This is a genomic window from Saccharicrinis carchari (assembly GCF_900182605.1).
In the GTDB taxonomy this organism is placed as follows: Bacteria; Bacteroidota; Bacteroidia; order Bacteroidales; family Marinilabiliaceae; genus Saccharicrinis; species Saccharicrinis carchari.
In genome coordinates, this window is sequence record NZ_FXTB01000001.1 from 547,748 (window position 1) to 570,257 (window position 22,510).

Sequence of the window (22,510 nt, forward strand, 5' to 3'; positions counted from 1 at the left end):
TAATAGTTAAGGCTAAAATGCTGATAGGCTTAGCTCTTACCAATCATCCACCTGCGTATTACTATTTTATTACTTTCCCTGATTTTTAATTAGCGCAGCATCCTAAAACACAAACTCTTTCTTTTTAGTTTACCGTATCCTGTCCATCGATCGCACAAGAGCTTCGTCTTTTGCGATGGCGCGTAAGGCCAAAAAGTTAAGTATGGCACCCACAATAGGGAATACGGTGCTCAAATGGTAGGACAGGTCATCGGCAGGGAGTTCTTTTGTACCAACCGTTCCAAAATAATAGATAAGCACGGTGGTGCCAATCAATAAGCCTATGTTGGCGGCACATAACCTGATTTGGAGTAACCTCTTTTTATACAATAAAATTGCACTTAAGGAAACAATAGGGGTGAGCCCCAATAATATGGTGAGTGCCACCGCCGATATTGATTTTGAATTTTCCATAGCCTCTATGGCGTTTATACCTTTATAATTTAGCATATAAAGTGTATCGGCCGCAAATGTTATTTGCGGAGCAAAAAACATAGAAACACCAAAGCCTAAAGCCAATAGTAAATAAATCGTTTGTATTCTTTGTATCATAGTTTTATTTTTTGGCAAAAATAGAAAGAAATATTGTAAGGGTTCTTACTTTTAAGTGGCAATTCTGCCAATAATTGTACCGGGTTTGTGTTTAGTTTACAGAAAAAATATACCTTGCTAAAAAAAAGAATACGTAATGGAACACAGAATAGAAGAATCGGAATTAATAATAAATAAAGATGGAAGTGTTTTCCACCTTCACCTTAAACCAGGCGAATTAGCCGATAACATTATTTTGGTGGGTGATCCCGGACGGGTGAGAACAGTGGCATCTTTTTTCGACCATATTGAATTGGAGCGAAGTAACCGTGAATTTATAAGCGTAACAGGAACCTATAAACAAACCCGTTTTACTGTCGTAGCTACCGGCATTGGTACCGACAATATTGATATTGTGGTGAACGAACTGGATGCACTGGTGAATGTGGATTTTGAGACCAGAAAAGTCAAGCAACAACTTAAGTCGTTAAATATGGTGCGTATAGGTACTTCGGGTTCACTGCAGCACGATTTATCGGTTGACAGCTGTTTATTGAGCCATAAAGCAATTGGTTTCGATGGCCTGCTCAACTTTTATGAAAACCGCAATAAGGTGGTAGATATGGAGTTTGAACAGCATTTTAAAGAGGCCATGCAATGGAACCCTTTGCTTACATCACCCTATGTAGTGGATGCATCGCCCCAACTGCTGAAAAAGCTGGCGCAGAATGAATTTTTGGAAGGTGTGACCATATCGGCACCCGGATTTTATGGGCCGCAGGGACGTGTTATACGTTTGCCGATACAGGATAAGGAAATTAATGATAAAATAAGTAATTTTAGGCACAAGCAACACAGCATTACCAATTACGAGATGGAATGTTCAGCCATCTACGGTCTTTGTAAATTATTAGGACACAATGCGGCTACCGTTTGTGCCATCATAGCCAACCGGAAGGCGCGTACCTATAGTAAAGATTATAAGCCGGTAATAAAAAAGTTGATTAAACAGGTGCTGGATAGTTTGGCTTAATAGCAAATAAAGGTATGGACAAGACAAAAGTACAGGCATTAATATCATTGTTGGATGACCCCGACGAAACCGTTTTCAATTCGGTAGAAGAGGAGTTGCTGAAAGAGGATGTTGAGGTGGTCAACGATTTGGAAAAAGCATGGGAGGTATCACATAACGATGTTTTTCAGCGGAGGGTCGAGAATATTATTCATACCCTTCAGCTTAAAGATGTGCAAAGCCTAATGACTAAGTGGATCAACGATGGAGGTACCAATCTTTTTTACGGTGCGTTTTTAGTGGCCAAGTACCAATATCCCGAACTAGACTACGATGCACTTAATGATAAAGTAAATGAATTGCGAAGAGATATTTGGCTCGAACTGAATAATCATCTTACCTCGCTCGAGAAGGTGAGAATCATCAACCATATTATGTTCGACGTACACAAATATAATCGCAGTAGCGGTAATTTTTTCGCACCCCAAAACTCCTATATCAATGAGGTGATGAATAGCAAAAAAGGAAACCCCATTTCTCTGTCTATCCTCTATTCGGTAGTTGCGCAACGTTTAGGGTTGCCCATTTATGGAGTTAACCTTCCTAAAAACTTTGTGCTATGTTATCTCGATGAAAATATGATACATAAATATCCAAAGGATCAACGTCCTCAAGTACTGTTTTATATTAATCCGGTAAATAAAGGTGCTGTTCTGGGACGAAACGAAATAGAATATTTCGTCAAACAGCAAAAAATGCGCCCTTTGTATTCTTACTTTGAACCTTGTAGCAATATTGATATTATTAAAAGGGTGCTTCTGAATCTGACCTATGCTTATCAAAACCAGGGAGATGATAGTAAAAAGAAAGAAATTGAACTGTTATTGGATTTATTTTAAGCCAGAAAATTAAGCTATTATTGGGTAGAATTTGAAATTAAAAATCATATAAAATGCAGCTATTAAAATCGTTACAACCCGCGGTTGTATGGCATTATTTCGAAAGAATTTGTCAAATACCGCGCCCCTCGAAAAAAGAAGGGAAAATGATTGATTTTCTTATTTCGTTTGCCAGCAAAAACGGACTCGAATATAAAAAAGATGCGATCGGAAACGTGCTGATAAGCAAACCGGCAACAGAAGGTTTTGAACATTTAAAATCGGTGGTGCTTCAATCACATGTCGATATGGTTTGCGAAAAGCATTCCACGGTAAAACATAACTTCGAAAAAGACCCTATCGTACCTGTTATCCAGGGAGAGTGGGTAAAGGCCAGCGGAACAACCCTTGGTGCCGACGATGGCATTGGGGTAGCGGCACAGTTGGCATTACTGGCCAGCAAGGAGCTTAAGCACGGCCCTATAGAATGCCTTTTTACGGTGGATGAGGAAACGGGTCTTACCGGTGCTTTTAACTTAGAAGACGATTTTTTTAAGAGTAAAATATTATTGAACCTCGACTCGGAGGATGATGGCGAGCTTTTTATAGGTTGCGCCGGTGGGGTAGATACAGTGGCTACTTTTGAAATGGAAACCGAGAATGCCCCCGAAAAACACTTTGCCTTTAAGGTAAAAGTATCCGGATTAAAAGGTGGACATTCGGGCGACGACATCCACAAAGGAAGAGGTAATGCTATTAAAATACTCAACCGCTTTTTATGGAACACAGCGCGTAAGCACCATATGAAGTTGCATTGCTTTAGCGGAGGCAACTTGCGCAATGCCATAGCACGCGAAGCTTCTGCAGTAGCATTGGTATCCCCTTCGCACAAGGAACAAGTGCGGGTAGCTTTTAATATTTTTTACGACGAAATTTGTACTGAGCTCAACGAGTCGGAACCCGACCTTGGGATGCATCTGGAGTCGTGCGATATACCTGATACGGTTTTTACCGAGTGCTTTCAGGAAAACCTTTTAAATGCTATTTATGCTTGTCCGCACGGTGTAATGCAAATGAGTGCCTCTTTGAAAGGATTGGTTGAAACATCCACCAATCTGGCTTCTATAAAAGTAGATGATGATAAAATCATCGTAACTACCAGTCAGCGGAGCGCTGTAGAGAGTGCCAAGCACGATGTAGCAGCCATGGTGCGTAGTGCCTTTGAACTGGCCGGTGCTGAGGTGCAGCATGGCGATGGTTATCCCGGATGGACACCTAACACCAATTCCGAAATATTGGCCATCACACGCGAATCGTACGAGCGATTGTTTGGAAAAACCCCTGTAGTGCGTGCTATTCATGCCGGGTTGGAATGTGGCCTGTTCTTACAAAAATATCCCGATTTGGATATGATTTCTTTTGGACCAACCATCCTGGGTGCCCACTCACCCGACGAAAGAATAAACATCGAAACCGTTGATAAATTTTGGCGCCACCTGTTAGACGTTTTGGTCAATATCCCCGAAAAATAATAGCATCTTAAAAAATGGAAACGCCGGAATGTGTAGTTAGAACATATGCTTTTTACACCTAAACCAAAACAGGATGTTGATATTCAACAATATGCCTTTATTAATGTTATTACTAAATAATAGTACGAATACATCCTTAAAAATCGGCTTATGGAAAATAAAAAAGACATCTACCATCCTGTAAAAGAAAACTTTGAAAAAGCAGTAATTTCAAGCATGGACGAGTACCATGCCCTATATGCGGAAAGCATTGAAAATAACGAAGCTTTTTGGGATAAGCAAGCCAAACAAATGTTACGCTGGCAGCATGACTTCGAAGAGGTGAGCAACTGTGATTTGGAGGAAGGCATGATATCGTGGTTCCTCGGTGGCAAGCTCAATGCATGCGAAAACTGTGTGGACAGGCATGCCCGCAATAATGGTGATAAAATAGCGCTCATTTGGGAAGCCGACGAACCCGGCCAGGAAAAAAGAATAAGTTACAAGGAGTTGTTGCGTGAGGTGTCCAGATTGGCCAATGTATTACGCCATCACGGAATTAGAAAGGGTGATAGGGTGGCCTTATACATGCCCATGATACCTGAAGCCGTGTACGCCATGTTGGCCTGCGCCCGAATTGGTGCGGTGCATTCCGTTGTTTTTGCAGGCTTTAGTGCCGAAGCACTCCGCGACAGGATAAACAATGCCAAATGTAAAGCGGTGATAACGGCCAACGAAGGTGTTCGTGGTAAACGGGTAATCCCCCTTAAACGTATTGTTGACGAGGCGGTTATGGCATGTCCTTCGATACAACATGTGTTTGTGGCAGAGCGCACCGCCAACAAAGTACCTTTTTACGAGCCTCGCGATGTGTGGTTGAACCGTGCCATGGAAGCCGAAAGGCCTTATTGCCCTATTGAGCATATGGATTCGGAAGATACCTTGTTTTTACTTTATACCTCGGGCAGTACCGGTCAGCCTAAAGGACTGGCACATACCACTGCAGGTTACCTGCTTTTTGCTGCCCTCACGCAAAAATATGTTTTTGATATTCAACCCGACGATGTGTATGCCTGTGTGGCGGATATAGGATGGGTTACCGGACATACCTACGTGGTTTACGGTCCTTTGCTCAATGGCGGTACCACCGTCATCTTTGAAAGTGTGCCGGGCTATCCCGATGCAGGCAGGTACTGGGAAATGGTGGAACGATTAAAGATATCACAATTTTATACAGCGCCTACCGCTATCCGTGCTATACAACGAGAGGGCGATGCGTATGTTAAAAAATACGATCGTAGCAGCCTGCGTGTGCTGGGTACGGTGGGTGAGCCCATTAACCCCGATACCTGGAGATGGTATCACGATGTGGTGGGAGAGGGGCGTTGCTCCATTGTAGACACCTGGTGGCAAACAGAGACAGGGGGCATACTGATTTCACCATTGCCGGCAGCCACGCCCACAAAACCGGGTTCAGCCACCTTACCTTTCTTTGGCATTGAACCGGTACTCTTAAGCCCCGAAGGCCAGGAAGTGCATGGCAACGGTGTATCGGGTTTGCTGGCTATTAAAAAACCCTGGCCGGGTATGGCACGTACCATACAAGGCGACCATCAACGTTTTTTGACAACCTATCTGACCGATTACAAGGGCTATTATCTTACAGGCGATGGCGCTATGCGCGACAATGATGGATATTACTGGCTGACGGGAAGGGTGGATGACGTAATGAATGTTTCCGGACACCGGATTGGTTCTGCCGAGATAGAGGGCGCACTGGTTTCACATCCATACTGTGCCGAGGCTGCGGTGGTAGGATTTCCGCATGATATAAAAGGTGAAGGGATATTTGCTTATGTTATTATGCACGAGGACGAAGATTCGGGGACAGACCTGGTAGGTGAGCTGCGCAATGAGGTGCGACGACGGATTGGCCCCATAGCTACTCCCGATAGAATTATCATTGCTCCCGGACTACCTAAAACCCGATCGGGCAAGATTATGCGCAGGATACTGAGAAAAATTGCCGCCAATCAAACAGACGATATGGGCGATATTTCTACTCTGGCCGATCCGGGCATAGTGGAAAAGCTTATAGAACTCCGGAATGCCAAATAAAGAAGAGTCTATCGAAATGACAATTGGAAAGCTTAAATCCCGATTCAGCTCAAGCTGAATCGGGTAAGTTATATAACAGGGGGTTATAAAATAATTTAACCACACTGTACGTAATGGTCAATACATTATTTTAATCTTTTTTCTTCGTGTCCATTGTGCATGCAGTGTGTTTTTTATGGTTTCTTTTAAAAGCCCCATATTGAAGTTTTTTTCAATCCAAATATTTATAAACCCGAAATATCCAGATGCTCATAGGGTTGCAAGATACCCTTCAGTTTATCGGCTATCATATCTACACCGCCCTTTATGTTTGATTCAATATTGATGGGTATTACCGGATCATGCAACGACAGACGCAACAAAAACCATCCATCCTCGCCGGAATTAGTGCATTGAACCCTTATGCCTTCGTGGTTTTTAGGAACTTGTTGCCACCCTTCCGCCAAATTATCCTGTAGCTCCGCTATGATACCTTGGCCGTACTCCACAAAATCTTCAGCAGTAATGTTCAACCGGAACTCTTTGCTTTCGGAAGGTCTGGGCAGCTTTTCAATCAACTGCGATAGGTCTTTATTCTCTAAGCTCAGATCGGCCATGGTAATCAGCAGCTTGGCCACCAAAAAGGCCCCATCGTCTAAAAAGTAGTTTTCTTTCAATGCGGCATGTCCGCTCGTTTCTATGGCCAGCCAACTCGCGGTGCCCTCCCGGTTTAAGCGTATGGCTTCGTCTATCACATTTTTATAGCCCCGCTTAAAGCGATGATGCACCCCTTTCAAATGGGTTTCGATAAACCATGCCAGTCCGTCAGAGGTTACCGAGTCGGTTACAATTGTACTTCCCGGATGCTCTTGCAGTACAATGGATGATATCAGTGCGATAAGCTCATTTCGGTTGATGGGGTTGCCGTTTTTGTCTACAATGGCTGATCTGTCTACATCGGTATCGAAAATAATGCCTAAATCGGCTTTCTCGCGCAGTACAGCCTTGCATATCGAAGCCATAGCCTCCGCGTCCTCCGGGTTGGGCACATGATTCGGAAAATGACCATCAGGCTCCAGAAACTGGCTTCCGCTTATATCTGCCCCCAAAGGCTTTAAAACTTTATGGGCAAAAAAACCGCCTGCACCATTTCCGGCATCCAATATTATCTTAAGACCATTTAAAGGCTGTGTTTTATTCACCCCTTCACCCACTCCTTCGCGAATGGCATCTACCAAATAAGCGGCATAATCTGCTATGTAATCCAAAGCCTTCACTTTTCCTTTTTCCTTTAAGGGCTCCAGGTCGTGCCCTGCCAATTCCAATATATTGCTAATATCGTTTTTGTTGAGTCCTCCCTCGGCAATAAAAAATTTAAGTCCGTTACGGTTAAACGGAAGGTGACTGGCGGTGAGCATCACGCCTGCATCGATGCTGTATTTTTTGTCTACCGTAGCCATAAACATGGCGGGGGTAGAAGCTATGCCACAGTCAAATACATCCAAGCCCATTTTCGTAAGGCCTTCAGCAAAAGCATCTTTCAGTTTAGGCCCTGTCAGGCGCGTATCCATCCCTATTGCCACTGTAAATCCGGCCTCAGCCTGTTTTTTTTTATTTAGCCAATGGGCAAAAGCCTTTCCAATTCTTTCGGCTACCTCCGCGGTTAAATTTACCTCTTCTCCTTTAATACCGTCCATGGCTACACCCCGTATGTCGGAGCCATTTTGTAGTTTTTTGTAGTTTAGTTCTGCTTTCATTTGTTTGATTTTATCTTTGGTTACAATGCGTTTTCTTTTATAATTGCTTTCTACACTTAATGTTGCAATCTACAATATTTCAGGTACTACTCAAAGTGTGTTTTCCGGGGCTTTTAACTTTCTTCGCCCTGAACTATTGAGCGCAAAAAGAGAAAGATGGACGAGCCCACCAGCACGGTAAAAACTATGCCTATTACTTTTAGCGAATAGGCCCGGGTATAGTGATCGGATAAATAGCCTACAAAGGGGGCTATCACTGCAAAAAAGGCGCGGATGATAAGGCTTCGGATAGACAGTACGGTGGCTCGCATATTGTCAGAAGTGATGCGGTTAATATAGTCCTTGAGTACCGGGGTGGCAATGCCACGACTAAAGTAAAATATGGCCAGGATCGGCAATATCCAGGCCGAATCCACAAAGCCCGATATAATATAACTGCCTGTAATAATAATGGAGGTAAGCCATATGGTCATCTTGGGTTTAAGCCGGGCTTCTATTTTATAAGCAAACAAGGTGGTAGTACCTACTATCAGATTTAAAACGGTATGTGTGGCACCGATGGCATATTCCGTAAAACCGATATCGTTTAGGTACAATTGGTACATCCAGGCCATGGTGAGGGTGGCCGTTCCCAGAATACTCGAATACACAAGATTATATCGGAGCTTCGCATTTTTTACCGTAGCATACCAAACCACGTTCAAAATATCTTTGAGGCCGGGCTTACGACTTCGCACGCTTCTCATAGGTTCCACCAGCATAATGGATGCCGGTACGGCCATAAAAGCTATAGCGGTTTGAAACATAAAAGGATAGCGTATATTGATGGCGGCGAGAGTTCCGCCCAATAAACCGGCCAGTGCCTCCGAATAATTGCCTACCGTAAAGTTACGACCTTCGTACTTTACGTATTCGTTTTCGCGCCGCATGTGTTTCAACGAATCGTACATGATGGCCGAATCGGCTCCTGAAACAAAACTTTGCCCTACGCCCAATATGAGCTCGGCCACCAAAAACCAATAAAATCCCGATGTAGTAGAATAAACTAAAAAACCCAAGGTGCCCAGTACTGACCCTATTATCAAGGTCTTGCGTCGTCCCAGCACATCTGCCAGATAGCCCGAAGGTATCTCAAAGATGACAATGGCGATGGAATAAAAAGCTTTAAGCTGGAAAGATTCACGATCCGTGAATCCCATATCTTTATAAAATAGCATTAAAATAGGCATGGTGAGCATAAACCACTTGGCTATTTTAATGATGTATAGTTTATTTATATTCGATTCAATACGCCTTTTTACCAATGTATCAAGCTCCTATTTGTGTGCTTTTGTTTTACCCCCTTGTATTGCACCAACTACTATTGCGATAAAGCGACCAGAAAGTCATATGCCTATTAAAGCATTGGGATTTATTGGAATTTAAATTACTCTATAACTTGCCTTTTTATATAGTTTCAGGCAGAAGACTTTAGCCGGCCATCAATCAATAATGCCCCAGTTCTCTGGCCATTCTGTCAATATGCTTGTTTTTGTTGGGGTCGATACTCGTGTTGGCTGTTTTTGACGATAACATTTCTTTTCGTAGTTCGATGAGTGCTTTTGAAATGGCTTCCATTTTCTCTTTGTTACGCACCAATTGCTGTTCAAAAAGTGCCAGCTTTTGCTTGTCCGCTTCCATCTCTGTAGTCAATTTGCGCTTGTCGCTTATTAACTTGCTGTATTTGTTTTTTTGAATGTTGAGTTCATTCTCAAGTTTAGCAAACCTTTCTTTCGATAGTTGCAGCGCATACTTGATACTTGCGGTATCGCGCTTTAGGGCGATATTATTGGCTCGAAGGGTTTTGAGCTCTTCTGCGGTAGATTGGCTGGTTTGTTTTTGCGATTGGTACATCGTTACAGTCTGTGACAGTTTGTTCTCCAATGTCTTATTGGCATCTGTCAGTTGGGTTACTCTTAAAAACAGTTCGCTCATTTCGTCCGATTTAAGCGCGTTACTCCTATGTAATTCGTTCTTCATCGTTTCAAAAGCCGATATGTTGGTTTGCAGCGCTTTCTGCAATGAGTTTAACTCTCGTCTTAACTTGGATCTATCTGCCAAGGATGCTTCGTATTTTTTTTTAGAGACAACACAACTGCTTAGCAGGAGCGTACTTATTGCAAGTAATATGAATTTTTTCATGAGCTTTCAAATTAATATATCCATCTCAAAAGTAACAAAGTTTTCAATAATTTTGCTAATTATAAGGGCATAAAGCAGCGGGTCATTATCCGTGATACTTTAAGCTAAGCAGTGTTACTCGGCTATCTGGTTCCATTTAAGCGAATTTATTATTACATTTATCCCATAAACTAAATTACTTATGAAGACATCATCGATACCAGTTGCAACCTTATTTTTTGTTTTAGGACTTATGCTGTGTCCATCGCTTTACGCCCAAAATTTTACGGTAAACGGAACGGTGGTAGACGCCGAAACCGGACTGGCAGTAGAATTTGCCAATATTGGGGTAGAAGGGACCTATCTGGGTACTGCATCCGATGCTAACGGAAATTTTGAGATAGCTCTATCCCGGGCCTTGTTCGATAATAAGGTAAGTATTTCGGCGGTGGGTTACCAAACAAAAACATACCAGGTAAGTAAATGGAACGGAAAGCATAGTGTAATCATTCAGCTGGCGCCTGTTAACTACGGTATTTCGGAAGTTAATATAGAAGCTCAATCGAAAGTAGGGTATGGCATACTGCGCAACGCGTCAAGTTTAATAACTCAGAATTATTTAAATGAACCGTATTCGTATAGGTGCTATATGCGAACCAATACAAAACAAGGGGGAGAGATCGTCAAGGACGAAGCCTTGTTTATAATGACCGACAACAAAGGATACGGCGAACGGTCTTTTTCCGATGCTTTTGAAAATATTCATTACCGTATTAAAGAAAATAACCCCCATAAACCAACACTTCTTTTAGAAGAAGGCATGACTTCTATCGATAACCTTATTGCCCAGGATATTTTGCGAAATCCGGGTAATATATTGTCGGTGGAGGCTATTAATGAATTCGACGTGCAGGTGCAGGGGCAGGATGTGCTGGGCAACGATTCCGTGTGGATAATAGCGTATACCTGTAAAAATCCGACTATCCAGAATGCCGGTGATCCGGATTTGATTACATATAAGGGCACTATATGGATAGCCTTTGATAATTACCAGGTGCTTAAAAATAGTTTTACAGCCATCCGTAAAGGAGCTTTCCGACATGGAAACAGCTTTTACAAGGTGCAGCAAAATGCAGATACATTAACGTATAAAGTTGAGACTACTTATAAATCAAATAAGGGCAGGTATGTGCTGAATTCAATTGCATACAAACAAGTACATGCGATCGATAAAAACAAATCGGTTTATTTAAAAGTGGTGCAGGTTGAAGCACCGGAAACCTCGATTACGGATCGTCAGTATTTTAATGGTGAAGATAAAAATCCAGTTTTTTGGAATACTTTTAAACGACCGGAGTAATAAATCAATGTATTAAATAAAGATTCAGAACAAACAAAAACAATCTAAGCTAAATACGCCATGAAAGACAACATTATTACTTTAGCTACACTAACTTACGGAAAGGCCCAAGTGGTAAAATCCATGTTAGCAAACGAAGGAGTGGAATGCTTCCTTGAACACGTTAACCTTATTCAGGGTGCGGTTTCCGCAGGAGTAAAAGTCAACATTAAAGAAAGTGATTTTAAAAAGGCGCAAATGGTGTTCGACTCTATCAGGGAATCGGATTACGAAAAGCCCCATTCTGCCGAAAAAATAAGTAATGACATAAAGGTATTGGTTCCGGTCGATTTTTCGGAGTATTCGCAAAAGGCGGTGGATATGGCATTCGATTGGGTGGCACAGAATACCGGAGAGCTCACCCTTTTCAACGCCTTCTACTCACCATTAAGCTCAGGACTTCCCTTTGGCGAATCTTTTGTATATGACATCAATTCAGATCAAATAAGTTTTGAATTGAAGGAAGAGAGCGAAAAAAAGATAGAAGAACTGAAAAAAGGTCTGGAAAAAAGAATCAAGGACGAGAAAATTGAAAACGTACGCATTTACACCGAATTGCGTCGCGGAATAGCAGAGCACGAAATATTGGAATTCAGCGAAACCTACAATCCCTCGCTTATTGTGATGGGTACCAGGGGCAGCGACAAAAAAGCAGTTGACCTGATTGGCAGTGTTACCACCGAAATAATAGATGGTGCCAAGGTGCCTGTGCTGGCAGTTCCCGAAAGTTTTGACTACAAAGGCCTCGACAAACTAAAGACTGTAGGTTATCTCTCCGTGTTTGGACCAAGCGACTTTGTGGCCATCGAAAAACTATCCAGTATATTGGGAGCTTTTGATGTAAATGTTAAGTGTGCACATATCACAAGCGGTAAAAACATGCAAACAGACAAGGTGAAAATGGACGGACTTATTGAACACTTTAATAAAAACAAGATAGCTACTTCACTGGATTTTAAACTGATCGAAAACGAAGATTTTTGGGTAGGAGTAGAAAGCTTTGTACAATCTGAAAATATTGAGATATTGTCCTTTACTACTTTTAAGCGGAATTTATTATCGCGACTTTTAAATCCATCTATTGCTAAAAAAATGTTGTTTCACTCAACTACACCCTTACTGGTTTTTCATGCTTAAAATAACTTAGCATTTGGCGTTTTTAACACTGCCTGATGACTTTTGTACAACATCAAGTGTTACCATATGGATAAAAAGTATGTACTCGTTATGCTGTTTGTTGTACTTGCCCTTAGCTTTCTCAAAGGGCAGGAAAAGTACGCTGTACGAGGTACTGTTTACCTCCGTGATGGAAAAACATCTACGATTAGTTTGTTGGTATCGTCAGATAGTAATAATATAAAGGTGCCGGTGGATAAGGAAGGGTTTTTTACTATTAATTTGAGCTGGGACAGCAATTATCAGTTTTATTTTTCAAAGCCGGGATACGTCGCCAAAAAAATTAATTTTTCTACTGTCGTGCCCGGCCATGTTCAAAAAAAACAAATTTATCCCTATAATTTACTGGTGGAGCTGTTTCCCACGTTTCCCAATGCCGATACTTCATTCTTTGAAAATCCGGTGGCCAAAATCGCCTATTCACCAAAAATTAATGATTTTGACTATGATTTGGACTACCTGCTAGTTGTGAGAGAAAAAATAAACAGCCTAAATGAACAATACCAGGCCTATAAACGCCAGGTTGCAACGAAAAGTGATAAACAGCGTGCAGTTTTATCCCAGGCACATACCCGACCCTTGCACCATAATCAAAAACAAACAGCAAAAAAACAGGAGGTAGAAACCTCTGCTGTATCTAGGCGGAAAACCAAAGAATTGGAATTACCCAAGACGAAAAACCAATTTGGTTTACCTCCCCTTAAAAGTGTTTATCCCGATGGTAAATCAATTGAGGTATACCAACTAAAAGGAAAGGTGATTACAAGGGTAATTATAAAACAAAGCGGTTTACAAAGGGTTTTTTATAAAGTAGAACACAATTGGGGTGGATTGTATTTTTTTGTGGAGGAATCGCCTTCGCTTTACCGAAGTATTTCAAAATATTACTTCGAAAGCGCAACAAAGGTTTAAAACAGAGTGCTGTTTATCAGTAATAATATGGCATATGCCCAACTTAATTTTGAAATTTTAAATAAATGTCTATTTTTGCATTATAGTTTATAAGAAAAATTCAACAATAGCTTATGATTCGCAAATTTCGCTATACCATCACTCCCCTTATTACTTCCACCATTACCCCTGGGGGGGTATAATCTATTTCTTTCCGCATTAAAAGAGGTCAATGTTTGTTATCAAATATTGTCTGTTTCTCAATTTTCAGGACCCAACAATCATCAGAAAACAAGGTGATGGTTTATTTTTGCTCTCTGCATAAATAATGTCAAAATAGCTCATATTGAAAATAGCATAGTAAAATACGTTTAATTAGTCACCAAAGGTGTCATTATATAGCATGGTTATGAAGGTATTAAAATTTGGAGGTACATCCGTAGGATCCTCTGACAGTTTTTTAAAGGTAAAAAAAATAGTAGAATCTCAGCCAGAACAAGTAATTGTAGTAGTTTCGGCTGTGGGTGGTGTTACCGATGCATTAATCTCCGCTGCTGTATTAGCAGAACAGGGCAATCAGGAATGCTTTGACCAGTACAGCGAAATAAAAGAAAAGCACTATAAAATTATAGGTGAGTTGTTTCCGCTCGATGTGGCTCGCAACATAAAATTTAAAGTAGATCAGTTGTTTGAGGAACTAAGCACCATTATTAAAGGTGTGTTTATGCTCAAAGAAATGACCTATAAGAGTAAGGCTATTATATCGAGCTATGGCGAAAGAGTATCCTCTTTTCTTCTTTCGGAACTAATTGAAGGTGCTTCACTAATTGAATCACAACATCTTATCGTTACAGATAAAATTTTTGGAAGGGATACCGTTGACCTGGAAAGGACAGAAGATAATTTAAAAAAGATAAAAGACAGCTTGGGTCAAGTAAGTGTTTTTCCTGGTTTTATCGCATCAAACAAAAAAAAGGAGGTCACTACACTGGGTAGGGGTGGTTCGGATTATACGGCAGCCATCCTTGCTGCTGCTTATGATGCATCCATACTTGAAATATGGACGGATGTAAACGGCTTTATGACGGCCGATCCAAAAATTATTAGCCGTTCGTACTGTATTGATAGTCTCACCTATTCCGAAGCAATGGAGCTATCGCATTTTGGCGCTAAAGTTATTTTTCCGCCTACCATATTGCCGGTATACAAAAAAAACATTCCTATTCTTATAAAAAATACCTTTAATCCGGAGGCGACCGGCACCCTGATAAGTGGTGAAGCAAAAGTGGCCAACGGCAAAAAAATTAAAGGTATCTCATCTGTTAAGGATGTATCGCTCTTAACAGTGCAGGGTATCGGTATGATTGGCGTTACAGGCATTGCTATGCGCTTGTTTAAATCTTTAGCAACCAAAGACATCAATGTGATACTTATTTCACAAGCCTCGTCTGAAAACTCAATCAGTCTGGTTATAGATACTGCTGCCGCCGATAGCGCGATTAGAATGGTAAAGAAGGAGTTTGCACCTGAAATAGCACTTAATCAGATAAATAACGTGTCGGTTGAAACCGATATGGCCATTATTGCCATCGTTGGCGAAAACATGAAACGTACAACGGGTATCTCCGGAACTTTATTTGAGAGCATGGGTAAGAATGGTATTAATATTTTTGCCATTGCACAGGGCGCCTCGGAGCTCAATATTTCGTTTGTTGTAAAGGATAAAGACCTTAAAAAAGGGCTTAATGCAGCTCACGAAGCATTTTTCCTATCGCAGTATGCTGTTGTTAATTTGTTTTTGGTAGGTACAGGTACCGTTGGTAAAATGTTAATTGAAAAAATAATTTCGCAAACGGAAAAACTTGCCCAACAGCATCGTCTTAAAATCAGGGTGGCAGGAATTACCAACAGCCGTAAAATGTTGCTAGAGCCCCAGGGCTTAAACGTAAAAACACTTTTTGCCGATTTGATGGAGAAGGGAGATAAAGCTAACCTGGCCGTTTATAAAGAGCACATTGTGCAATATAACCTTTCCAACAGTGTATTGGTCGATTGTACGGCTAATGCTAGTGTGGCTTCGGTTTACCAAAGCATGTTGGAGTCGAACGTTTCAGTGGTCACCGCCAATAAAATAGCAAGTTCATCTAAATATGAACTGTACCAAAAGCTTAAATCGACTGCTTTAAATAAGGGGATTAAGTTTTTGTTTGAAACCAATGTGGGAGCAGGCTTGCCCATAATTGCCCCATTAAATAGTATGGTAATGAGTGGCGACAAGATATTAAAGTTAGAAGCGGTGCTCTCGGGCAGTTTAAATTTTATTGTAAATACAGTAAATCAACATAAGCCCTTGTCCGAGGTGATACTGGAAGCCAAAAATAAAGGTTTTACCGAACCGGACCCCAGGATAGATTTGAGCGGTATTGACGTGGTACGTAAAATATTAATTTTAGCCAGAGAGTCGGGTTATCCAATGGAACAGAGCGATATTGATGTTATTCCGTTTGTACCCCAGAAATATATGGAGGCCGAATCCATTGAACAATTTATGGAAAACATTAAAGAACATGATGCAGCATTTGAGGAATACCGAAATGCCTTAACTGCCAAAGGTAAAAAATTGCGATATGCAGCTAAACTTGAAGACGGAAAAGCCACCGTTGGTTTTATTGAGGTAGCCAGCGAGCATCCATTCTACGATCTGGAAGGGAGTAACAACATTATTTTAATAAATTCTGAGCATTATAAAGAGCATCCCATGCAAATAAAAGGATACGGTGCCGGTGCCGAGGTTACCGCGGCAGGTGTGTTTGGAGATATTATTAAAGTAGCCAACCAATAAAAAAGCACTTAACAACAATCAAAGGGAGTTATTGTGTAAATGAAAATAGATGAAAAGAGGCCCCGATGGGTCGGACAAGCGTAGGAGAGCACACTCTCACATAACTTGTGCCGTTTAACAGATGGAGGATGGCTAATGTGGCGAATTCCCTTTGACCTTAAAAAAAATAAATTAAAGACAGATGAACAAAATGAAATACTTAGTGATATTGGCAGATGGCGCTTCGGATGAGCCCATAGCCGAATTGGGAAATAAAACACCATTGATGGCCGCCAACACACCCCACATTGATAAATTGTGTACCGAGGGTGTCTCCGGTCTTCTGGATACCGTTCCCCCCTCATTACATCCGGGCAGCGAAGTGGCCAATATGATGGTAATGGGTTACGATGCGGCCAAGTATTACAGGGGTAGGGGTGTGCTCGAGGCTGCTTCGATGGGAGTGAAAACTTCACTTACGGACCTGGTGTTCCGTTGCAACTTGATATCCCTGCAAGATCAGAAGATATTAAATCATTCTGCCGGTCATATCAGCACCGACGAAGCCAATGAGATAATGTTGTATCTGCAAGATAAACTTGGTGCGGATGATGTTAACTTTTATCCGGGAGTAAGTTATCGGCACCTTATGGTGCTAAAGGGAGGAAACGACAAAATAAATTGTACACCCCCGCACGATGTTACCGGCAAGCCTTTTAAAAACGTGCTGCCCACCGCATTGGATGATGCAGCGCAGGACACCGTAGATAGGGTTACTGAGCTGATGCTCAAGTCAATTGACTTACTTAAAGCGCATCCTGTCAACCTTAAAAGACGAGAAGCAGGAAAACCTGCCGCCGACATGATTTGGCCCTGGTCGCAAGGCAACACACCCGACATGCCTACCTTAAAAGAAATGTACGGGGTAGAGTCCGGGGTGGTTATTTCGGCAGTGGATTTAATTTATGGTTTGGGGGCTTATGCCGGCCTCAAGGGGGTACATGTAGAAGGCTCCACAGGGCTTTACGACACCAATTACGAAGGCAAGGCCAAGGCTGCCATTGAAGCTTTAAAGGATAATCAATACGTATTTTTACATATCGAGGCCAGTGATGAAGCAGGGCATGAAGGTGATTATATGCTGAAAACAAAAACAATAGAGTATCTGGATCAACGTGTGGTTAAATATGTAACAGAGGAGATAGCAAAAATGGACGAGCCGGTAAGCATCGCTTTGCTGCCCGACCATCCTACCCCCTGTGCGCTTAAAACACACACCAGAGATGCAGTACCCTTTTTTATTAAAAAACCCGGCCAAAAGCCCGATGCTGTAACACAATATAACGAAGAGTCGGCCAAAGCCGGCGGATATGGAATGTTGTATGGCCCCGAGTTTATGCAGGAACTGTTAAAGTGATTTTTTTAAATATTTATTGATGCAATATTACAGTACCAATACGCCAGATATAAAAGTAAGCCTCAAGGAGGCAGTACTTCGGGGGCTGGCGCCCGACAAGGGATTGTATATGCCCGTAACTATCCCTAAATTAGATGATGACTTTTTTGCTACCATCGCAAACAGGTCTTTACCCGAGATAGCATTTGAAGTGCTTAAACCTTTCTTTTGTCCCGACATACCCGAAGAAATTTTTAAAAATATCGTGGAGGAGTCCCTCAATTTTGATATTCCCGTGGAGCAAGTGAGCAAAGACATTTACGCACTCGAATTATTTCACGGACCTACCTTGGCATTCAAGGATGTGGGGGCTCGATTTATGGCACGTATCTTATCCTATTTTTCGAAAGGACAGGACGAAGATATTACCGTTTTAGTGGCCACGTCCGGCGATACAGGCAGTGCGGTTGCCAATGGTTTTTATAAAGTACCGGGTATCAATGTAGTAGTATTATACCCCAAAGGTATGGTAAGTCAAGTGCAAGAAAAGCAATTTACCACCCTGGGGCATAACATTACCTCGGTTGAAGTAGAAGGAACCTTTGACGATTGCCAACGCATGGTTAAAGAAGCCTTTATGGATGATGAGTTAAAGGATACAATGGTACTTACCTCGGCCAACTCTATCAATTTGGCGCGCCTGTTGCCACAATCCGTTTATTATCATCATGCCTATGCCCAGTTGCGCAGAGCCGGCGTAAATGAAGATATTGTTTTTTGCGTGCCCAGTGGTAATTTTGGTAATATTACGGCCGGTTTGGTAGCGCAAGCCATGGGACTTCCCGTTGCCAAATTTGTAGCAGCTACTAACATCAACGATATTGTACCCGAGTATTTGCGCACCGGCTTGTATATGCCTGCACCATCAAAAAGTACCGTGGCTAATGCTATGGACGTAGGTGATCCCAGTAATTTTGTACGTATTCTTGATCTATTTGGTTCCGACCATCAAGTAATAAAAGCAAAAATAGAAGGGATCGCATTCACCGATGACCAGATAAGGGCAGGGGTGAAGCGTATCGACCAAATCCACAGTTATGTGCTCGATCCGCATGGTGCTACCGGATATCTGGCACTCGAAAAGAAACTTCAGGACGGACAAAAAGGAGTGTTTTTAGAAACTGCCCACCCGGCTAAGTTTCCCGAAGTAATAGAACCGGTGCTCGGTCGCAAGGTGAAAGTGCCGCCTAGACTACAAGCTTTTATGAATGGAACGCCTAAAAATACAGGTATTAATGCAACATTGGACGCATTAAAATTACTCCTTTTAAAATAGGCACAGTTATTGTTAATTTTGGTGAAAAGCGCAAAATGGTTTCCAATTGTTAAGATATTTTAAAAAAAAAGTTATTTTTGCGCTTTAAGGAAAAGCTAAATACGAAACATATAATTTTAAATTAAAAATCATGAAGTACGTTTTATCGGTAACATTACTATTGTTTACAATGTTGGGAGTAGGCTATGCCCAGGAGGCCAAAAGTGCAGCTGAATTAAAAAACGAGGGTAACGCCGCATTAAAAAGCAAAGATTACAAAAGCGCACTGGTAGCCTTTGAGTCGGCCATTGCTAACTGGGACGAAGCGGAAGATATGGACGCGGCAATGGTGTACAACACCGCAACCTGTGCCCGGAAAATCGACAACCATAAAAAAGCCCTAAAGTATTACCAACAATCAAAAGATTTAGGCTATAAAGAAGATGTAGCTGCTTTTTATATTGGTATGGCTTATAAAAATATGGGTAAAGATCAGGAAATGGAAAAAGCCTTACTTAGCGGTATCGAAGAATTTCCGAACAGTAAATACATTGGTTACATGAAAAAAGAATTGGCCAAATTCTATGTTATTCAGGCCAACGAATTTTTCACCAAAGGAATTTCCATCCTGAACAGCAGGGTCGACGGCAATCGTGATCAGTGGGACGCGATAAAGAAAAATGCAAAAGCTGAGTTCGACCAGGCAGAAGCACTTGCCGACAAAGCTTTAAAATATCATGCTAACAATAAACCGGCTACTACTATCAAAACCAAAATTGCCGAATTGATGAAAAGCTAATTGTATTAAAATTATCTAAACAAAAAAAAGGATGAACCGTTTTTGGTTCATCCTTTTTTTGTTGGCAAACATCAGGTACTTAGTTTTCGCTGGCTTTGGAATCGTTTAACGCTTTGATTCCTTCTTTTTCTACCGAAGTAAATATCTTATCATTCTCTTCATCATAATCCACTTTAATAATATCTCCTTCCGATATGCTGGCCTGGATAATGACCTCTGCCATCTCATCTTCGAGATACTTTTGGATAGCTCTCTTCAGTGGTCGTGCCCCATAGCTGATGTCAAACCCTTTGGAAGCGATATAATCTTTTGCTTTTTCTGTGAGTGCAAGTTTATACCCCAGAGATTCAACTCGTGCATACAATCCTTTGAGCTCAATATCAATAATTTTGAAAATATCTTCTTTGTCCAGTGAATTGAAAACAATTACATCATCAATACGATTGATAAATTCGGGTGCAAAAGCTTTTTTCATCGCTTTTTGAATAACATGTCGGGCATGCTCCGAATCAGACTCTTTGCTGCTGGGCTGAAATCCCACTCCACGTCCAAAATCTTTAAGTTCGCGACTTCCTATATTTGAAGTCATGATGATAATTGTGTTTTTAAAATCAACTTTACGTCCAAGGCTGTCCGTCAGCCTGCCTTCGTCAAGCACTTGTAGCAGCAGGTTAAATACATCGGGATGCGCTTTTTCTATCTCGTCGAGCAAAACAACTGAATAGGGTCTGCGTCTCACCTTCTCGGTTAGCTGACCACCTTCTTCATACCCCACATATCCGGGAGGTGCTCCTACCAAACGCGAAACGGAAAACTTTTCCATATATTCGCTCATGTCTATGCGGATAAGTGCGTCGGTTGAATCGAACAGGTAGGTGGCCAATACTTTTGCTAAATGTGTTTTACCAACACCTGTTGGACCAAGAAAAACAAATGATCCGATAGGTCGGTTAGGATCTTTAAGGCCGGCTCGATTCCGTTGAATCGCCTTCACTATTTTTTGTATGGCATCTTCCTGGCCTATCACACGCCCCTGCATCTCGCTGCCCATCTTTAGCAATCTAAAGCCTTCGGCCTGAGCCACCCGCTGAACCGGAATGCCTGTCATCATGGCTACCACCTCGGCCACCTTTTCTAAATCAACAATTTCGCGGTTTTGTTGAAGGTCTTGTTCCCATTTTGTTTTGGCATTGTTTAAATCTTCGAGATAGGTTTTTTCTTTATCTCTGAAACTGGCCGCCAGCTCAAAGTTTTGGGCTTTTACCGCTTTTATCTTATTGTCTTTCGTTTCTTCAATCTGTTCCTCTAGTTTTAATATGGTTTCCGGAACAACAATATTTGATATATGTACACGCGAACCTGCTTCGTCCAATGCATCAATGGCCTTGTCGGGCAAATGACGGTCGGTAATGTATCTGTCCGTCAGTTTTACGCATGCTTCAACAGCTTCCTGCGTAAAGGTTACGTTATGATGGTCTTCGTATTTTTCTTTTATATTGTTTAGTATTTCTACCGTTTCATCAATACTGGTCGGTTCCACCATAACTTTCTGAAACCTACGCTCCAGCGCACCGTCTTTTTCAATGTGTTGGCGGTATTCGTCCAAAGTGGTGGCACCAATACATTGAATATCGCCGCGTGCAAGCGCAGGCTTTAACATATTGGCCGCATCCAACGATCCGGTTGCTCCGCCTGCACCTACGATGGTATGGATTTCGTCGATGAAGAGGATGATGTTAGGATTTTTAGAAAGCTCATTTAAAATGGCTTTCATCCTTTCTTCAAATTGCCCTCTGTATTTTGTGCCTGCCACAATAGAGGCCAGATCCAGGGTAACAACTCTTTTGTCGAACAGCACGCGCGATACCTTTTTTTCCTGTATACGCAGCGCCAATCCTTCGGCAATAGCCGACTTACCCACGCCGGGTTCACCTATTAATATGGGATTGTTCTTTTTTCGACGGCTTAGAATCTGTGCCAGTCGTTCTATCTCTCTTTCGCGTCCCACAATAGGGTCGAGCTTGCCGTCTTCGGCGGCTTGTGTTATGTCTATGCCAAAGTTATCAAGCACCGGCGTGTCCGAACCTTTTGGGCCGGCAGCCGCGCGTGAGGGGTCGGAGCCGCCTCCTGACGAAAAGGGACTGTCCTGATCGTCGTCTTCAGGCAGATCGGCCTTTGCCAATGGTTGGTTATTGGTTAAAAGTGCCTTTACTTTTTCGTAATTCAATTTATCTTCTTCCATAAGTTCAGGTATTAATCCTTGATTATCTTTTAGTAAAGCCAAAAGCAGATGACCTGTATTAATGTTTTTGCTTTTTATCGCCCGTGACTCAAGATAAATTAATCTTAAAATCCTTTCCGACGATTTAAGCAAAGGGATGTGGTCGGTGTGCGCCAACACCGTGTCTGTTTTTAGCCTTTGTTCTATATTGCGCTTAAGCACTTCCAGGTCGACATTTAATTGTCCTAAAACCTCTATTGCCGTGCCTTCGCCTTCTCTCAAAAGACCCAAAAGAAGATGCTCAGGTAAGATATATGGATTCCCGAGCCGCTCGGCTTCTTCTTTCGAGTAGGCGATAACATCATTTATCCGTTGTGAAAAATTCAAATTCATATGTCAATTTTTTTTACTCTTTTACAATTTTCGTGCAATTAATGCAGACACTGACAATTCAGCAGTTCAACAGCGAATATTATGCCAATTCTTCCAGCAATTCAAGAAGGTTAA

Annotated in this window: 16 protein-coding genes; 11 read left to right on the top strand and 5 right to left on the bottom strand. The window is 41.8% G+C overall.

What is annotated here, in order from left to right:
- Positions 1–129 precede the first annotated feature (129 nt).
- Entirely contained in the window at positions 130–591 is a 462-nt protein-coding gene (locus FN809_RS01935) for a DUF4293 domain-containing protein (protein ID WP_142531784.1), read from the bottom strand.
- A gap of 136 nt (positions 592–727) precedes the next feature.
- Here FN809_RS01935 and FN809_RS01940 point away from each other — a divergent pair, with 136 nt between their 5' ends.
- The 4 genes from FN809_RS01940 to acs all read left to right on the top strand — a co-directional run bounded on the left by FN809_RS01940 (position 728) and on the right by acs (position 6,089).
- Positions 728–1,603, top strand: a complete 876-nt coding sequence (locus tag FN809_RS01940; RefSeq protein WP_142531785.1) for a nucleoside phosphorylase — start codon at positions 728–730, stop codon at positions 1,601–1,603.
- 14 nt (positions 1,604–1,617) lie between these two features.
- A complete protein-coding gene (locus FN809_RS01945; protein ID WP_142531786.1) occupies positions 1,618–2,481 on the top strand; it encodes a transglutaminase-like domain-containing protein in 864 nt (287 codons plus the stop codon).
- Between the two features lie 53 nt (positions 2,482–2,534).
- Positions 2,535–3,992, top strand: coding sequence for an aminoacyl-histidine dipeptidase (locus FN809_RS01950; protein ID WP_142531787.1), 1,458 nt, complete (start codon positions 2,535–2,537; stop codon positions 3,990–3,992).
- A 150-nt stretch (positions 3,993–4,142) separates the two neighbouring features.
- Positions 4,143–6,089, top strand: coding sequence for an acetate--CoA ligase (gene acs / locus FN809_RS01955; RefSeq protein WP_142531788.1), 1,947 nt, complete (start codon positions 4,143–4,145; stop codon positions 6,087–6,089).
- Positions 6,090–6,313: 224 nt separating this feature from the next.
- On the opposite strand, the gene FN809_RS01960 is transcribed toward acs, so the two are convergent.
- From FN809_RS01960 to FN809_RS01970, 3 genes are all read right to left on the bottom strand, one after another.
- The gene (locus FN809_RS01960; RefSeq protein ID WP_142531789.1) at positions 6,314–7,825 is read right to left on the bottom strand and encodes a phosphohexomutase domain-containing protein; all 1,512 of its coding nucleotides are present in this window, start codon (positions 7,823–7,825) and stop codon (positions 6,314–6,316) included.
- Between the two features lie 113 nt (positions 7,826–7,938).
- The gene (locus FN809_RS01965; protein ID WP_262709408.1) at positions 7,939–9,129 is read right to left on the bottom strand and encodes an MFS transporter; all 1,191 of its coding nucleotides are present in this window, start codon (positions 9,127–9,129) and stop codon (positions 7,939–7,941) included.
- Between the two features lie 181 nt (positions 9,130–9,310).
- On the bottom strand, positions 9,311–10,006 hold the full coding sequence (locus tag FN809_RS01970) for a hypothetical protein (protein ID WP_142531790.1): 696 nt from the start codon (positions 10,004–10,006) through the stop codon (positions 9,311–9,313).
- Between the two features lie 181 nt (positions 10,007–10,187).
- Here FN809_RS01970 and FN809_RS01975 point away from each other — a divergent pair, with 181 nt between their 5' ends.
- The 7 genes from FN809_RS01975 to FN809_RS02005 all read left to right on the top strand — a co-directional run bounded on the left by FN809_RS01975 (position 10,188) and on the right by FN809_RS02005 (position 19,782).
- Entirely contained in the window at positions 10,188–11,345 is a 1,158-nt protein-coding gene (locus FN809_RS01975) for a carboxypeptidase-like regulatory domain-containing protein (protein ID WP_142531791.1), read from the top strand.
- 60 nt (positions 11,346–11,405) lie between these two features.
- On the top strand, positions 11,406–12,521 hold the full coding sequence (locus FN809_RS01980) for a universal stress protein (RefSeq protein WP_142531792.1): 1,116 nt from the start codon (positions 11,406–11,408) through the stop codon (positions 12,519–12,521).
- Positions 12,522–12,587: 66 nt separating this feature from the next.
- Positions 12,588–13,472 carry a hypothetical protein gene (locus tag FN809_RS01985; RefSeq protein WP_142531793.1) on the top strand — a complete coding sequence of 295 codons (885 nt, stop codon included), beginning with the start codon at positions 12,588–12,590 and terminating at the stop codon, positions 13,470–13,472.
- Positions 13,473–13,860: 388 nt separating this feature from the next.
- Positions 13,861–16,293 (top strand): bifunctional aspartate kinase/homoserine dehydrogenase I, encoded by a 2,433-nt coding sequence (thrA, locus tag FN809_RS01990; protein ID WP_142531794.1) that lies wholly within the window; start codon positions 13,861–13,863, stop codon positions 16,291–16,293.
- A gap of 181 nt (positions 16,294–16,474) precedes the next feature.
- Positions 16,475–17,689 carry a cofactor-independent phosphoglycerate mutase gene (locus FN809_RS01995; protein WP_246095392.1) on the top strand — a complete coding sequence of 405 codons (1,215 nt, stop codon included), beginning with the start codon at positions 16,475–16,477 and terminating at the stop codon, positions 17,687–17,689.
- Positions 17,690–17,708: 19 nt separating this feature from the next.
- Positions 17,709–19,004: a threonine synthase gene (gene thrC / locus FN809_RS02000; RefSeq protein ID WP_142531795.1), complete on the top strand. Its 1,296-nt coding sequence runs from the start codon at positions 17,709–17,711 to the stop codon at positions 19,002–19,004.
- 130 nt (positions 19,005–19,134) lie between these two features.
- Positions 19,135–19,782: a tetratricopeptide repeat protein gene (locus FN809_RS02005; RefSeq protein WP_142531796.1), complete on the top strand. Its 648-nt coding sequence runs from the start codon at positions 19,135–19,137 to the stop codon at positions 19,780–19,782.
- 79 nt (positions 19,783–19,861) lie between these two features.
- Here FN809_RS02005 and FN809_RS02010 read toward each other — a convergent pair whose 3' ends face one another.
- Entirely contained in the window at positions 19,862–22,396 is a 2,535-nt protein-coding gene (locus FN809_RS02010; RefSeq protein WP_142531797.1) for an ATP-dependent Clp protease ATP-binding subunit, read from the bottom strand.
- Positions 22,397–22,510: the final 114 nt, after the last annotated feature.